Source organism: Arthrobacter alpinus (genome assembly GCF_001445575.1).
Classification (GTDB): Bacteria; Actinomycetota; Actinomycetes; order Actinomycetales; family Micrococcaceae; genus Specibacter; species Specibacter alpinus_C.
Map to the genome: position 1 here is coordinate 2322761 of NZ_CP013200.1, position 14594 is coordinate 2337354.

Below are 14594 nucleotides of genomic sequence, written 5' to 3' on the forward strand. Positions count from 1 at the left end.
TTATTTTCTTTCGGGGAGCTCGCACTCATGATGGACAGCGTCACGTCACTTCCGTTCGTGTGGGCTTTCTTGATCCTGTTTGTCATTGTCATGTTGCGCTCAAATGGCACCTACTGGGCAGGCCGTGGCCTCGCCGCAGGAGGCCGCAAGACCAAGTTGCAAAAACACCTCAACTCACCGGGAGTGCTGCGGGCAGAAAAGCTCATTGCCCGCTGGGGCGCACCCGCCGTCAGCGTGAGCTTCTTGACCATTGGTGTTCAGACTGCAGTCAACCTATCTGCCGGGCTGGGCCGCATGCCATTGCGCCGCTACATCCCCGCCACCGTGGTTGGATCCATTGCCTGGGCCTGCATCTACGCAACGATCGGCCTGGCCGCCTTTGACGCAGCCATTGCTGCAGCCGCCGGCTCACCGCTGGCCCTGGTCATCCTGATCGTGACTGTTGCTGCAGTGATTCTCAGCATCCACCTCTTCCGCGTCTCGCGCACCCGCAAGCTGGACAAAAGCGCTATGGAAGACTGCCCCGTGATGGGCCTGGAAATCACCGCCCCCTCCACTGCCAAGGCTTAACGCTTTCCGCATGAACCCGGCACTGCGACCTAGAGCGTGGCTCTGATTTGCGGGGGAGCTAGTGGCTGGCGGTAGAGTCGTTGCCATGGAGGACCCCACAACACTTACCGCCGTAGAGGCCACATCGTACTATCACCACCTCGGTGGCAATCGCTACGAGTCAACTGCTCATGCTCAGGGCGCATGGAACTCCCATGAGCAGCACATGGCACCCGTGGCCGGCCTCATGGTCCACGCACTGGAGCAATTCCAGCACCGGGCGGACATGCGCCTGGTTCGGATTAACTTTGACATCCTCGGGCTGATTCCGGCCGGTGAATTCACCCTTGAAACCTCGCTGCTGCGCCCTGGCAAGACCATTGAACTTCTCCAGGTGGAGCTGCTGGCACAAGGCCGCCCTGCGGTGCGCGCCACGGCTTGGCGACTGCAGAAGAATGACACCACCGCCGTGGAAGCCAATGAGGACGAACCCCTAGGTAGTGTGGAGGAAGCGCTTCCGTGGGACGGGATGAGTACCTGGCCCGGCGGCTTCATCAAGACTCTTGAAGGCCGTTCCCTGCCCGATCACCGACCAGGCCGCGGCCGTGCCTGGCTGCACAGCCCGTACACCATGCTCGACGGCGGAGAGCACTCCTCCGCGCTGGTTCGCCTGCTGGGCTTGGTTGACAGTGCAAACGGTGTGGCCGCCCGCATGGCACCGGAACCGGGCGGGTGGATGTACCCCAATGTGGATCTTTCCATTCACCTTTACCGAGAGCCGGTGGGCGAATGGCTGGGTCTGGCTACGCACGTCACTTTCGGTTCCGACGGTGTAGGGCTGACATCCTCGGTACTCCACGATGTGACGGGCCCCTTTGGGCGTTCTGAACAGATCCTGACCGTCCGACCTATACCGCACGCTCAGTGAGTGCGTTGCTAGCGCCGGTTCTGGAAGTACACCGTCAGCTGGTCAATCGACGTGCGGACGTAGACCTCAACTATGCATTGGAACTGCTGGGTGAGGTCAAAACCGGGACCCGGGAAGCCATGCTGCGCCTCTACCGTCCCGAACCCACCGTGGCCTTTGGACAACGCGACGCCAAATTGCCCGGGTTCGCGGCTGCCGAAGAAGCAGCCCGCAATCATGGCTTTGTGCCGGCAGTGCGGAAGGCTGGCGGCCGGGCTGCCGCCTATCACCAAGGCACGTTGGTGGTGGACCACATTCAGCGCGAGGATGATGCCATTCTCGGCGCCAAGGGACGCTTTGCCTTCTTTGGTGAACTCTTCACCCAGGCCCTGAAATCACTGGGCGTGGATGCTGGGGTGGGAGAGATTCCGGGTGAATATTGCCCCGGAGAGTTTAGTGTTTACGGACGCGGCCCGGCCCACAGCATCAAGCTTGTGGGCACAGCCCAGCGCGTTGTGGCTGGTGCATGGCTGTTCAGCTCGGTCATCGTGGTGGAAAATTCAGCACCGATCCGTGCTGTCCTGACCGATACGTATGAGGCGCTGGGCCTGGACTGGGATCCGGCAACTGCCGGAGCCGCCGAGGATCTTCGCCCGGGCCTCACCGTGGACAGCGTGGAAGCAGCAGTCCTGTCAGCGTACGCGCACCACACAGAGCTTGTGTACCACTGAGCTGCCCGCTCTACCCGAGCAACCCCAGAGCCCCTGGTTGAGGCGCTGATTCCAAACAGCAGATAACGGGGGTAAACCGGTCCGGCACCCCGTTTACCTGCCAATTGGAATCGGGGAGGCGGGGCTAACCCCGGTTATCTGCTGTTTCGAATCAGCTCAGCTGGCAAGGGTGGCTCTGGTTTACTTCCCGGCAGCCAAGACGCCCGGCGCCTCGGCGGCAATGGTGGTTGAATCGCCGTGACCGGTGTTGACCACTGTCTCGCCCGGCAATGACAACAAACGCTCCGTGATCGAGGCGATAATCGTGGGGAAGTCGCTGTAGGACCGTCCCGTGGCACCTGGACCACCGTTGAACAGAGTGTCTCCTGAGAAGACGGTACCCAGATCCGCCGCGTAGAAGCACGTGGAGCCGGGGGAGTGCCCCGGGGTGTGCAGTGCGGTCAACACCGTGCCAGCAATCTCGAAACGCTCACCGTCAACAATGGCGCCGTCCGGAGTGGTCCCCGGGTAGATGTCCTCCCAGAGCATCTGATCGGCGGTATTCATCAGGACCGGGGCTTCCACCAAGGTGGCGAACTCGCGGGCGTAGCGGATGTGATCGTCGTGTCCGTGGGTGAGTAGTACGGCCTTGACCGTGCGGGTGCCCACAGCTGCGGCGATGGCAGCGGAATCGTGCGCGGGATCAATGACATACACGGAACGCTCGTCGCCAACAATCCAGACGTTGTTATCCACATCCCAGGTGCCGCCGTCCAGCGAAAACGTTCCGGCGGTCACGAGCCGTTCAATGCGCGCGCTCATGCGAATTCCACCACCGATCGCAGCACAGAGCCCTCGCCCATCTTGGCGAATGCGGCTTCAATATCGTTGATAGTGATGCGTTCGCTGACAAATGCGTCCAAGTCCAGCTTGCCCTGCTTGTAGAGCTCCACCAGCATCGGGAAATCACGCGAGGGCAGGCAATCGCCATACCAGGAGGACTTCAGCGAACCGCCGCGACCAAACACGTCCAGCAGCGGCAGTTCCAGCGTCATCTCCGGGGTGGGCACGCCCACCAGGACCACGGTGCCGGCCAGATCGCGGGCGTAGAAAGCCTGCTTGTAGGTCTCGGGACGTCCGACGGCGTCAATCACCACATCTGCCCCGAACCCTCCGGTGTGGTTCTGGATAGCTACAACCGCATCCTCGGTGGAGGCATCCACTGTGTGGGTTGCGCCCAGGGCTACCGCTGCTGCCAGCTTCTTGGGATCGCGGTCCACGGCGATCACGGTGGTGGCACCGGCCAGTGCCGCACCGGCAATCGCTGCTGCGCCAACGCCGCCACAACCGATCACGGCGACAGTGTCACCGCGCTTGACGCCACCGGTGTTGATGGCTGCGCCAATGCCGGCCATGACACCGCAGCCGAGCAGGCCCACAGCGGCGGGGTCTACATCGGCGTCGACCTTGGTGCACTGGCCTGCAGCAACGAGTGTCTTTTCAATGAACGCGCCAATGCCCAGCGCGGGGGAGAGTACTGTGCCGTCCTCCAGCGTCATCTTCTGCGTGGCGTTGGCGGTGTTGAAGCAGTACTGGGCCTGGCCCTTGGCGCAGGCGCGGCAGTTACCGCATACGGCACGCCAGTTCAGGATGACCCTGTCTCCGGGGACTACGTTGGTGACGCCAGCGCCCACAGCACTGACAATGCCGGTGGCTTCGTGACCGAGCAAGAACGGGAAGTCATCATTGATGCCGCCCTGCTTGTAGTGCAGATCGGTGTGGCAAACGCCACTGGTCAAGATGTCAACCAGGGCCTCGCCCGGGCCGGGATCCGGCACCAGAATGGTTTCGATGGTGACGGGTGCGTTCTTGCTCAGCACCACTGCGCCCTTGACCTTGTGAACAGTCTTGTTAACCATAAAGAGCTCCTTAAGCACCATGTTCCACTTCGGAACATCCATGGGGGTTTCTGAAAGGCTACACGGATTTGGTGTTTAAGGAGCTCTGCTAAGGAGTCGGCGGGTTGGCTCTACGCCTAAAAATTGTCGCCTCGCTGATGCTGCTTAGACGCCCAGCTTGGCCAGGACATCCTTGAGCGAGGGGTTGGTGGCTGCGGAGCCATCCGGGAACAACACAGTGGGCACTGTCTGGTTGCCGTTGTTGAGGCTCTCCACGAGCTCGGCAGTGCCGGGAACATCCTCGATGTTGATCTCCGTGTAGCCAATGCCTGAGGCGTCCAGCTGCTTCTTCAGACGTTTGCAGTAGCCACACCAGGTGGTGGAGAACATGGTGATGGCGCCGGGTTCGGGGGTGAAATCCACGGTGGATGCTCCTTGAGGGAAAGATTGCGGTTGATACTTCTTGACAACGCTACCGGGCACAGGGGATATTCCGGGATTCCTGTGCCACCATGGATGACATGTGTGGACGTTATGTCATTGCCCGGGCCGTGGGAGACCTAGTAGCGGAGCTGGAAGCGGAAGCGGAGAACTCGCTGGAACTGCGAGCCTCGTTCAATGTTGCCCCCACCGCGGATGTGCCAATTGTGCTGGAGCGTCTCATTGAAGGTGCCCTCCACCGGCAGGTTCATGTGGCTAAGTGGGGGCTGGTCCCGGGCTGGGCCAAGGATCCCGCCGTGGGCGTGCGCGCCTTCAATGCCCGCAGTGAGACTGTCCTGGAAAAGCCCACATTCCGTGCGGCCGTCAAGGCCCGGCGCTGCGGGGTGCCCGTACAGGGTTATTACGAATGGAAAAAGTCTCCGGACGGCTTGAGTAAGCAGCCCTACTTTGTCCATTCCCCGGATGGTTCCCTGATTGTTTTTGCAGGTCTGTATGAGTGGTGGAAGGACCCGGCCAAACCGGAAGGGGCACCCGATCAGTGGCTCCTGAGCACCACCATCCTCACCATGGCCTCCCCGGCGGAGGGGGAGCTGGCCACCCTGCACGACCGCCTGCCCGTACCCCTGGGCACAGAAGCGTTGGCTAAGTGGCTGGATCCGGAGAACAAGGCGCCCGCTGCGCTGCTGGAGGCTGCGCTCGCAGAAGCGTGGACACTAGCCGCGGAATGGGTCCTTGATCCTGTCAGCGCAGCCGTGGGCAATGTACGCAACAATGGCCCCGAGCTCATCGAGGCCATCGCGGTGTAGTGCTTCCTGGCTGCCGGTTCCCTGGCTGTTGTCGGTGCCGGGGTGACGTACCGCTAAACGGTGACGTGTCCGGCGTCGTTCACGTTCCAGGTGGGATTGTAGGCAACTTCCCAGCGGAAGCCGTCCGGATCGGCAAAATATCCGCTGTAGCCGCCCCATTCCTGGTGAACTGCGGGATGGTCGACGGCGGCACCGGCCTCGCGTGCCTGCGCCAGGACCGCGTCAACCTCAGCTGGGCTAGCAACGTTGTGACTCAGTGTGAGGGCAGGGACGCCGTCGGAGGGCTCAACGCCGAGCTCGGCGGCCATGGCGGCGCGGTCCCACAGGGAAAGGATCAGCCCGTGGTTGACCTGCAAGAAGATGACTTGGCCGGGGACTTCGTTATGCGCCGTCCAGCCAAGCCGTGTGAGATAAAACTCCCGTGAGCGCGTAACATCCCTGACACCTAAGGTAATGAAGTTCAGCCGCTGCTCCACGGAAGCCCTTTTAGTCTTCTTCTTCTTCGGGGGACCAGCGGTGGAAATCTAGTGAGAGGTACAGGGCCAGGGCTGCGGAGTTGTTGGCTTCAACCCGCAGGGCAACGTCCTTGTGGCCATTGTTGAACAGGGTGTCCAGCGTGGCCAAGACCAAATCCTCCGCCAAGCCGCGACGGCGGTGCTCGCGGTCGGTGATCAGCTCAATGATGAAGGGGGCATCCGGGGTGTCATTGCCCAGGGCATGCTCCACGACGAGCACGGCGGCGACAATCTTGCCGTCCTCATCCAAGGCAACGTGGGAAGCATCGGGGAGCAACTCGCCGTATTTGCCGGCGTACGATGCCCGCATGTCAGCCATGGCGGCTTCCAGTGACTCGGCAGCAACGCCTGTGTCGTAAGCGGTGAAATAGAGTTCGCCGAGACGGGTGATGTCGGTTTCCTGCACTGTGCGGGATGCTGTTTTGAGCTCCCGTTCAAGTGGTGTGGTTTTGGCGATGAGGGTGACCATGTCAGTCATGGAACGCTCCTTTAAGTTGTGGTGGCGCCTGCGGGTAGGACTCAGCCGGTCGCCATAAGGCCATGCTAGACGCAAGAGGCGTTCTCAGCCATCTACATAACGTTTTGTGCACAGCTTTTGTGCCCGCTCTTGCGTTTTTTCCCAAGGTGGCGGATGGGTGCCGCGTGAAATTGAGCGTACACTGAAATCAGGTTCGAATATATGTTCTAATAAATTGTGTCTGCCCTGAAGAGTGCTCATGGTTGTCCTTGTCGGGTGGAGATTGGAGTGCGCACATGGGCACCTTTACTGAGTCCGTCACCATGGAATGTTCCCCTGAAGGGGAGCCTGTGCGGATGTGGTGGCGCGGGCTGTGCCACGAGATTGTTGCTAAACCCCAGAGCTGGTATCAGCGCCGCCCGTGGTGGCAGGACCATACGAGCCTGCGCCCGGGCGAAGGCGTGGGGTATGTGGACACTCAAATCTGGCGCTTGCAGGTGGTTCGTGAGGGCGAACCCGGGATCTTAACCATGGACGTGCTGCTGTACCGGCCCAGCCTGCGCTGGCGAGTCATTAAGGTTCACCCCCGGGTGGAGCGCGAATTCACCGAAGCTGAGCCCGAATCCGCTGAGCCAGAAGTCCAGGAAACCGAGTGCCCGGAACAGTTTCAGGAGACGGAACCGTTGGAGGTAGACGCTGTGGAGCGTGAAGACAGTGCGTAACTTCATTCACTTGCATGCCGCCACGGCCTTCAGCGCCCACTACGGTGTGTCATGGCCCGAAGATTTGGCTCAAGCGGCCGCAGCTGACGGCGCCGATGCCCTGGCCATCACCGACAGGGACGGGCTGTATGGGGCAATCAAGCATGTGAAGGCGTGCATGGCCGCCGGTATTGATCCGATCCTCGGGGTTGATCTAGCTGTTGTGGAAGAAGGAGAGCGCGGCCCGGTAGTCGCCGGAAGGGTTGTGGTTTTGGCCCATGGCGGGGCCGCTGGGCATCCTGGCGCAGGCTATGGGGCGTTGTGCCGGCTGATCTCTCTGGCGCACAATCAGCCCAAGCGGCCTGTGGGACTGACCCTGGCGCAGCTGGCCCAGGGCGTCGTTGACCCAGCGTCCGGGCATCCTGTGCTGACAGTGCTACTTGGTCCGCATTCTCCTGTGGGCCGGGCCATGGAGAGTCGCAGATATTTGCTTCCCCGGAGCAAATTCATGCAGTGGCGCGAAGCCATGCCCGCGGGTTCCCTCGTGGCGGAAATTACCAGCCACTTAAACACCCCCGCAGCACCGCTGAGCACCACCCACGCTGTGCGCATGGTGAAGTTGGCGCATGAATTTGATGTGCCGGCGGTGTTGAGTAACGCCGTCCGCTATGCAGGACCCGAGGACGCGCCTGTGGCTGATGTCCTGGATGCCGCCAGAAACATTGCCCCCCTGGATCAACTGGCTGACCTGCAACCCACGGGGCAGGCATGGTTGAAAAGTTCCTCCGAGATGGAGAAAGTGCTGCGGGACATTGCGGACTACGGAGGCTACGGCACCTCCGGGCTCCAGCAACTCTGGGCCAACACGGCACAGCTGGCGGATAAGTGCCGGCTGGATCCACCAACGGATCTGGGCTGGAAGCAGCCACGCACCCCGGAAAGCGATGTGCTTGGCCTGTTGCAACCCGCCCGCCAGGAATTGCAACAGCGCACGGAGTCAGCTCTGCTCCAACGCTTTTCCAGCTTTTCGGGCAGCAAGCTGGAAAAAGCAAAGGACAGGTTGTCAGTAGAGCTGGCCACCATCTCGAATCTTGGCTTTGAATCGTACTTTCTCACCGTGGCCGAGGTCTCGGAAATGATCCGCACCATGGGGGTGCGCCGAGCCGCACGAGGCTCCGGTGCGTCGTCGTTAGTCAATTACTTACTCGGGATCAGCGCGGTGGACCCTCTGGCCAACGATCTCCTCTTTGAACGGTTCCTCTCCAATGACAGGGCTACCCTGCCCGATATTGACCTGGACGTGGAAAGCGCACAGCGGCACAACGTGTACCGGGCCATCTTTGAGCGCTTCGGAGCCAAGCGGGTGACCCTGATGAGTATGCAAAACAGTTACCGGGCTCGGGGCGCCGTGCGGGATGCGGGCCTGGCGTTAGGTGTTGAGAAGGGTGAGATTGATCAGATCGCCAAGCAGCTGTGGCGTTTCTCCGCCGGCTCCTTCCGGGAGGCGCTGGAGGAAAAGCCGGAACTGCGTGAGCTGGCAGCCCATGTGAACCAGTCCCGTTATGCCACTGATGGTGATGATGGGCCCGCACCACAGTTGGACCTCCTGGTGGATATTACGCAACGGCTGGATAGCTTGCCTCGACACATCTCCATGCATCCGTGCGGAGTGATCCTTGGTGATTCCACCCTGCTGAACCGCACCCCCGTGCAGCCCAGCGGCATGGGCCTTCCCATGAGTCAGTTCGACAAGCACGACATGGACGCCATGGGCATGCTCAAGCTCGATGTCCTAGGCGTGCGCATGCAGAGCGCCATGGCCCATGCGGTGCGGGAGATCATCAAGTTGCACCCCTCACGTGAGTCTGTAGCGGCCGACGGCGGTCACGCTGCGGATGCGCCGTTCATAGGGGAGGGCGGGGCCATTGACCTTGACGCCGTACCGCTCGACGACGAACCCACCTTTGAGCTGATCCGCAGCACCCACACGCTGGGGTGCTTCCAGATTGAATCGCCGGGTCAGCGGGAGCTAGTAGGCAAGATGGCCCCCACCGAGTTCAGCGACCTCGTCATTGACATTTCCCTGTTCCGCCCCGGGCCCATGAAATCCAACATGGTCAAGCCCTTTCTGGAAAGCCGGGCAGGGTTCGCCAAACCGCACTACGCCCACCCGGACCTCATCCCGGCCTTGTCGGAAACACACGGGGTGACGGTGTTTCATGAACAGGTACTGCGCACCTTCGCCACCATGACTGGCTGCACCCTGTCCCGAGCCGACGAATTCCGGCGCGGGCTGGGGAACCCCGCCGTCGAACCGGCCATGGAGAAGTACTTTAGAGACAAGGCAACGGCAAAGGGTTACACCACCGCCGTCATTGAGGAGGTGTGGGGGACCCTGGCCGCCTTTGGGAGCTTCGGGTTCTGCAAAGCCCATGGGGCAGCCTTTGCCGTACCCACCTACCAATCGGCCTGGCTCAAGGCTCATCACCCGGCAGAATTCATGGCAGGACTCTGGGAACACGATCCTGGCATGTACCCGCGCCGCCTACTCGTTGCCGAAGCTCGGCGCATGGGCATCCCCATCCTGCCCCTGGACATCAACGCCAGCGCCGGCGAGTACCACGCCGAACGCACGGATGCAGGGGACGGGAGCCCAAGGAAGACGGGCGTCCGGCTGAGCCTCGCCGGGGTCTACGGACTCTCCGCCACGGAACTGAAACGCATCTTGGCCGGCCAGCCCTACAACTCCTTGGCGGAGCTGCGCGACCGGGCCAGACTCAGCCGGCCAACCCTGAAGCGGCTCGCCCAGCTGGGCGCCCTGGACTCACTGCACCACCAAGCCAAAAGCCACACCTCAAACACGGCTAACCGCGCAGACCTGGTAGCCCACGTCAACAGCCTGCCAGCGCACCATGGAAGCAAACGCAAAGAACCTCTCCTCGGGCAGCTGGCACTACCCATGGAGGATATAGAACTGGCTGCGCTCGCAGCCGAACACCCCGAGGCCGGGCTGGCCGAAACCGTGGCCACGGAGCTGGACTTGCTGTCCCTGGATGTCAGCGGCCACCTCATGGAAAGTTATGCTCCGCTGCTGGACCGCCTCGGCGTGAGCCGCGCAGAGGCGCTCCTGGGACTGCGCAATAACAGCGAAGTGTTGGTGGCCGGGGTGCGGGTGGCCACCCAAACCCCGCCCATGAGGGGTGGCAAGCGGGTGGTGTTCATCAGCATTGACGACGGCACAGGCTGCGTGGACAGCACCTTCTTTACCGAGGCGCAGGAGAAGTCAGGCCCCTTACTCTTTGGCACCCGGATGCTGCTGATCCGGGGGCTGACCCGGCGCACGGGACCGCGCGGCATCACGGTGCAGGCGCTGGAGGCCTGGGACCTGCAGGACACAGCCTCGCTGCCACTGCCGCGCGTGCCCTTGGTGACCGGCTAGCGACCCGCCGAAAATTTTGGCATAAATCGGTGCCAGCACTGATGCCAAGCACGGCCGGGACATGCATACTGAGGTATGAGTTAAGGTCTCAACCATCTCCGGTGCTGGCGCAGTCTCCAATTGGCCTCAGCTGACGGACCGCAGCCGTTACACGGAAGCCGGCAGATGCAGACCACTGAGTTCTTGGCAGCAGCACTTGCAGGGTTGGGCACAGGGCTGGCACTGATCATAGCGATCGGTGCGCAGAGTGCGTTTGTGCTGCGGCAGGGGCTCCACGGCGACCACGTTGGCCTGGTGGTCTTGGTGTGCCTGCTCAGTGATGTGGTCCTCATTGCAGTGGGCGTTGCAGGGGTTGGCCAAGTGCTGCGGGCTGTGCCAGCAATGGAAGCCGCAGCCCGGTTTGGCGGGGCCGGATACCTCTTTGTCTACGCCGCCCTGGCGGGAAGGCGTTGTCTGCGGGCCAGGGGCGGACTGCATCCCAGCCGCGGAACTGCCCTCACCACAAAGGCTGTTCTGCTCGCGGTGTTGGCTGTGACGTGGCTGAATCCCCACGTGTATCTGGACACCGTGCTGCTCCTGGGTTCCCTGGCCAGCGTCCACGGACAGATGCGCTGGGGTTTTGGGCTAGGGGCCTTTGGCGCCAGTCTGCTCTGGTTCACGGCGCTGGGGTACGGCGCAGCAGTGTTGCGCCCCATATTTGCCAAACCGCAGGCGTGGCAATTGCTGGATGCTGGGACAGCTGCGGTCATGGTGGTACTGGGTGTGACCATGCTGGCCCGGGGCTGATCAGAAACCCAGGCAGGACGGTTGGGTTCCCCTGCCGAGGAGAAGCCCGGGTTGGTTGCTGCCCCGGCAAACCGATACCATCGAAGAGGCCCACAGCAACCCCCGTATGTTGCTTGGATATGGGGCCATACATGACAAACAAGGAGTTACCAGTGCCAGTGGATTCACAGATCACCATTAATGTCGACGGCGAGACGACTACGGTGGCCACAGGCACCACCGGAGCGGAGCTGTTCTTTGAACGCCGCGACGTTGTTGTCATGCGCGTCGATGAAGTTTTGAAGGATCTTGCCGCCGTATTGGAAGACGGCGCCGCTGTGGAATCGGTCACCATTGATTCCCCCGACGGTCTGGATGTGCTCCGTCACTCCACCGCCCATGTTATGGCTCAGGCCGTGCAAGCGTTGCGCCCGGACGCCAAGCTCGGCATTGGCCCGTACATCACCGACGGTTTCTACTTCGATTTTGATGTGGCCGAGCCCTTCACGCCCGAAGACCTGAAGACCCTTGAGAAGATGATGCTCAAGATCGTCAACCAGAACCAGAAGTTCGCTCGCCGCGTTGTCTCCGAGGACGAGGCCCGCGTGGCCATGGCCAATGAGCCGTACAAGCTGGAGCTGTTGGGCAAGAAGAACGACGACGTGGCTGACGCCGCCGAAGGCGTCAACGTCGAGGTTGGTGCCGGAGACATCACCATCTACTCCAACATTGATCGCAAGAGCGGGGAAGAAATCTGGTGCGATCTGTGCCGCGGCCCGCACCTGCCCAACACGAAGCTGATCTCCAACGCCTTCGCACTGACCCGCACCTCCGCCGCCTACTGGCTGGGAAACCAGAAAAACCAGCAGCTGCAGCGCATCTACGGCACGGCATGGCCCACCAAGGACGCCCTGAAGGCGTACCAGGAACGCATTGCCGAAGCCGAGCGCCGCGATCACCGCAAGCTCGGTGTGGAACTGGACCTGTTCTCCTTCCCCGACGAGTTGGGCTCGGGTCTGCCGATCTTCCACCCCAAGGGCGGCATCATCCGCAAGGAGATGGAAGATTACTCCCGCCAGCGCCATGTGGAGGCCGGCTACGACTTTGTGTACACCCCGCACATCACCAAGGCCAACCTGTATGAGGTCTCCGGGCACCTTGACTGGTACCGCGATGGCATGTTCCCTCCCATGCATGTTGATGCTGAGCTGAACGAGGACGGCACGGTGCGCAAGCCCGGCCAGGATTACTACCTCAAGCCCATGAACTGCCCCATGCACAACCTGGTCTTCCGCTCCCGCGGACGCTCCTACCGTGAACTGCCGTTGCGCCTGTTCGAATTCGGTTCGGTGTACCGCTACGAGAAGTCCGGCGTGGTTCATGGTCTGACACGTGTGCGCGGCATGACCCAGGACGACGCTCACATCTATTGCACCAAAGATCAGATGAAGGAGGAGCTCACCGAGACGCTGAACTTTGTGCTGTCTCTTCTGAAGGACTACGGACTGGAGGACTTCTACCTGGAACTTTCCACCAAGGATCCGGAAAAGTTTGTCGGTGACGATGACGTCTGGGAAGAAGCTACCCGCACCCTGGAAGAAGTTGCCACTGAATCCGGTCTGAAACTGGTCGCCGACCCCGGTGGCGCAGCGTTCTACGGTCCCAAGATCTCCGTGCAGGCCAAGGATGCGCTGGGCCGCACCTGGCAGATGTCCACCATCCAGCTGGACTTCAACCTGCCCGAGCGTTTTGAGCTTGAATTCCAGGCTGCCGATGGCACACGCCAGCGCCCTGTGATGATCCACCGCGCATTGTTCGGCTCCGTGGAGCGTTTCATGGGCGTGCTGACCGAGCACTACGCCGGCGCTTTCCCGGCGTGGCTGTCCCCGGTCCAGGTCGTGGCCATCCCCGTGGCTGAGGCGTTCAACGATTACATGTTCGACGTCGTCGCGCAGCTGAAGAAGGCTGGCATCCGTGCCGAGGTGGACATCTCCAGCGACCGCTTCCCGAAGAAGATCCGTACGGCCAGCAAGGACAAGATCCCGTTCGTGCTGATCGCCGGCGGTGACGACGCCGATGCCAACGCAGTGTCCTTCCGCTTCCGTGACGGCAGCCAGGACAATGGCGTGGCCGTTGAAGAGGCCGTCCGCCGCATTGTTGAAGCAGTTCGGAACCGTACGGCGTGAGTGAACTAGGTGGGGCGTCACAGCCCGTTGTTGTCGATGATTTTGAACTCCCCGGGGTTCCGGACGCCTTCCAACGACTCTGGACGCCCCACCGGCTCGCCTATGTCAAAGGCGGGCAGGAGCAGGTCACCGGTAAACATGACTGCCCGTTCTGCGAGGCGCCCGAACGCAGCGATGAAGAATCGCTCATTGTGCACCGCGGCGAGCTTGCTTTTGTGATCTTGAATCTGTTTCCGTACAACCCGGGGCATATCTTGGTGTGCCCCTACCGGCACGTACCCGACTACACGGACCTGACCCTCGAGGAGACGGCGGAATTCGCGGCCCTCTCGCAGAAGGCGATGCGGGTGCTGCGCGCAGTCTCAAACCCCTCAGGGTTTAACCTGGGCATGAACCAGGGTGTCACAGGCGGTGCCGGTATTTCCGCGCACTTGCATCAGCATATTATTCCGCGATGGGGCGGGGACGTAAACTTCCTGCCCATCATTGCCGGCACCAAGGCCATCACCCAAACCCTCGGTGATGTCCGCGCGCAAGTGGCTGATGCCTGGAATAACACGGACCTAGGACAGTAATGCTCAACAAGTATGCTCGGGCACTTTTCGCCGCTATCTTCACCCCCATCGCGTCACTGCTGGTGCGGCTGAAGGTCTCACCCGACGCCGTGACCATCATTGGCACCTTGGGTGTTGCTGCGGGCGCTTTGATCGGCTATCCGCTCGGCCAGCTGTTCTGGGGGACCGTGGTCATCACCGTCTTTGTGTTCTCCGACATCGTTGACGGGCTCATGGCCAGGATGATTGGGCGCAAAGGCAACTGGGGAGCGTTTCTGGATTCCACCCTTGACCGGGTAGGTGACGGGGCGGTCTTTGCCGGCATCGTGGTTTGGTTCTACACCGGTGGTAACAACCACTTCATCGCAGCCATGGCGCTGACGTGCCTGGTGCTGGGCTCCATCGTCTCCTACGCCAAGGCCCGTGCCGAAGGGTTGGGGATGACCGCCAATGTGGGCATTGCCGAGCGCTCAGACCGGCTCGTGGTGGTCCTGGTGGCGACCGGGCTGGTAGGCCTCGGGATCCCCGAAGCCGTGCTCGCCGTCGTCCTTGTCCTGCTAGCCATCGCCAGCCTGGTGACGGTGTTCCAGAGGATGGGAACCGTCCGGCGTCAGGCCATGGACGCGGTTGCGTCGCACGGACAGTAACACTTGTTTTTATCCCCTC

The 14594-nt window shown here is 61.6% G+C and carries 15 protein-coding genes; 10 read left to right on the top strand and 5 right to left on the bottom strand.

What is annotated here, in order from left to right; translation table 11 throughout:
* The first annotated feature begins 27 nt into the window (after positions 1 to 27).
* The 3 genes from AS189_RS10200 to AS189_RS10210 all read left to right on the top strand — a co-directional run bounded on the left by AS189_RS10200 (position 28) and on the right by AS189_RS10210 (position 2187).
* Positions 28 to 570, top strand: a complete 543-nt coding sequence (locus tag AS189_RS10200; RefSeq protein ID WP_237759814.1) for a DedA family protein — start codon at positions 28 to 30, stop codon at positions 568 to 570.
* A gap of 85 nt (positions 571 to 655) precedes the next feature.
* Complete coding sequence (locus tag AS189_RS10205; protein ID WP_062288316.1) at positions 656 to 1477, top strand: thioesterase family protein; 822 nt, start codon at positions 656 to 658, stop codon at positions 1475 to 1477.
* Positions 1474 to 2187: a lipoate--protein ligase family protein gene (locus AS189_RS10210; RefSeq protein ID WP_062288319.1), complete on the top strand. Its 714-nt coding sequence runs from the start codon at positions 1474 to 1476 to the stop codon at positions 2185 to 2187. The genes AS189_RS10205 and AS189_RS10210 overlap by 4 nt, the downstream gene beginning before the upstream one ends.
* A 180-nt stretch (positions 2188 to 2367) precedes the next feature.
* Here AS189_RS10210 and AS189_RS10215 read toward each other — a convergent pair whose 3' ends face one another.
* From AS189_RS10215 to AS189_RS10225, 3 genes are all read right to left on the bottom strand, one after another.
* Complete coding sequence (locus AS189_RS10215) at positions 2368 to 2988, bottom strand: MBL fold metallo-hydrolase (protein ID WP_062288322.1); 621 nt, start codon at positions 2986 to 2988, stop codon at positions 2368 to 2370.
* Positions 2985 to 4085, bottom strand: a complete 1101-nt coding sequence (locus AS189_RS10220) for an S-(hydroxymethyl)mycothiol dehydrogenase (RefSeq protein ID WP_062288325.1) — start codon at positions 4083 to 4085, stop codon at positions 2985 to 2987. Before AS189_RS10220 ends, AS189_RS10215 begins: the two co-directional genes overlap by 4 nt.
* Before the next feature lie 144 nt (positions 4086 to 4229).
* Positions 4230 to 4487, bottom strand: a complete 258-nt coding sequence (locus tag AS189_RS10225; RefSeq protein WP_062288327.1) for a mycoredoxin — start codon at positions 4485 to 4487, stop codon at positions 4230 to 4232.
* Positions 4488 to 4585: 98 nt separating this feature from the next.
* Here AS189_RS10225 and AS189_RS10230 point away from each other — a divergent pair, with 98 nt between their 5' ends.
* Complete coding sequence (locus AS189_RS10230; protein ID WP_082634214.1) at positions 4586 to 5311, top strand: SOS response-associated peptidase; 726 nt, start codon at positions 4586 to 4588, stop codon at positions 5309 to 5311.
* Between the two features lie 53 nt (positions 5312 to 5364).
* On the opposite strand, the gene AS189_RS10235 is transcribed toward AS189_RS10230, so the two are convergent.
* The gene (locus AS189_RS10235) at positions 5365 to 5787 is read right to left on the bottom strand and encodes a VOC family protein (protein ID WP_062288330.1); all 423 of its coding nucleotides are present in this window, start codon (positions 5785 to 5787) and stop codon (positions 5365 to 5367) included.
* Between the two features lie 10 nt (positions 5788 to 5797).
* The gene (locus AS189_RS10240; RefSeq protein ID WP_062288332.1) at positions 5798 to 6304 is read right to left on the bottom strand and encodes a GNAT family N-acetyltransferase; all 507 of its coding nucleotides are present in this window, start codon (positions 6302 to 6304) and stop codon (positions 5798 to 5800) included.
* Positions 6305 to 6579: 275 nt separating this feature from the next.
* Here AS189_RS10240 and AS189_RS10245 point away from each other — a divergent pair, with 275 nt between their 5' ends.
* The 6 genes from AS189_RS10245 to pgsA all read left to right on the top strand — a co-directional run bounded on the left by AS189_RS10245 (position 6580) and on the right by pgsA (position 14575).
* On the top strand, positions 6580 to 7005 hold the full coding sequence (locus AS189_RS10245; RefSeq protein ID WP_062288334.1) for a hypothetical protein: 426 nt from the start codon (positions 6580 to 6582) through the stop codon (positions 7003 to 7005).
* Positions 6989 to 10423 (top strand): DNA polymerase III subunit alpha, encoded by a 3435-nt coding sequence (locus AS189_RS10250; protein WP_237759815.1) that lies wholly within the window; start codon positions 6989 to 6991, stop codon positions 10421 to 10423. Before AS189_RS10245 ends, AS189_RS10250 begins: the two co-directional genes overlap by 17 nt.
* A 165-nt stretch (positions 10424 to 10588) precedes the next feature.
* Positions 10589 to 11209 carry a LysE/ArgO family amino acid transporter gene (locus tag AS189_RS10255; protein ID WP_062288337.1) on the top strand — a complete coding sequence of 207 codons (621 nt, stop codon included), beginning with the start codon at positions 10589 to 10591 and terminating at the stop codon, positions 11207 to 11209.
* A gap of 158 nt (positions 11210 to 11367) precedes the next feature.
* On the top strand, positions 11368 to 13374 hold the full coding sequence (gene thrS / locus AS189_RS10260; protein ID WP_374953419.1) for a threonine--tRNA ligase: 2007 nt from the start codon (positions 11368 to 11370) through the stop codon (positions 13372 to 13374).
* On the top strand, positions 13371 to 13949 hold the full coding sequence (locus tag AS189_RS10265; protein ID WP_062288343.1) for an HIT family protein: 579 nt from the start codon (positions 13371 to 13373) through the stop codon (positions 13947 to 13949). The genes thrS and AS189_RS10265 overlap by 4 nt, the downstream gene beginning before the upstream one ends.
* The gene (gene pgsA / locus AS189_RS10270; RefSeq protein ID WP_062288346.1) at positions 13949 to 14575 is read left to right on the top strand and encodes a phosphatidylinositol phosphate synthase; all 627 of its coding nucleotides are present in this window, start codon (positions 13949 to 13951) and stop codon (positions 14573 to 14575) included. Before AS189_RS10265 ends, pgsA begins: the two co-directional genes overlap by 1 nt.
* Positions 14576 to 14594 lie beyond the last annotated feature (19 nt).

What these genes read in the sequence shown, in the direction of transcription:
- AS189_RS10200 (WP_237759814.1), top strand. Translation starts at nt 28, where the DNA reads ATGATGGACAGCGTCACGTCACTTCCGTTCGTGTGGGCTTTCTTGATC.
- AS189_RS10205 (WP_062288316.1), top strand. Translation starts at nt 656, where the DNA reads ATGGAGGACCCCACAACACTTACCGCCGTAGAGGCCACATCGTACTAT.
- AS189_RS10215 (WP_062288322.1), bottom strand. Translation starts at nt 2,988, where the DNA reads ATGAGCGCGCGCATTGAACGGCTCGTGACCGCCGGAACGTTTTCGCTG.
- AS189_RS10220 (WP_062288325.1), bottom strand. Translation starts at nt 4,085, where the DNA reads ATGGTTAACAAGACTGTTCACAAGGTCAAGGGCGCAGTGGTGCTGAGC.
- AS189_RS10230 (WP_082634214.1), top strand. Translation starts at nt 4,586, where the DNA reads ATGTGTGGACGTTATGTCATTGCCCGGGCCGTGGGAGACCTAGTAGCG.
- AS189_RS10240 (WP_062288332.1), bottom strand. Translation starts at nt 6,304, where the DNA reads ATGACTGACATGGTCACCCTCATCGCCAAAACCACACCACTTGAACGG.
- AS189_RS10245 (WP_062288334.1), top strand. Translation starts at nt 6,580, where the DNA reads ATGGGCACCTTTACTGAGTCCGTCACCATGGAATGTTCCCCTGAAGGG.
- AS189_RS10255 (WP_062288337.1), top strand. Translation starts at nt 10,589, where the DNA reads ATGCAGACCACTGAGTTCTTGGCAGCAGCACTTGCAGGGTTGGGCACA.
- pgsA (WP_062288346.1), top strand. Translation starts at nt 13,949, where the DNA reads ATGCTCAACAAGTATGCTCGGGCACTTTTCGCCGCTATCTTCACCCCC.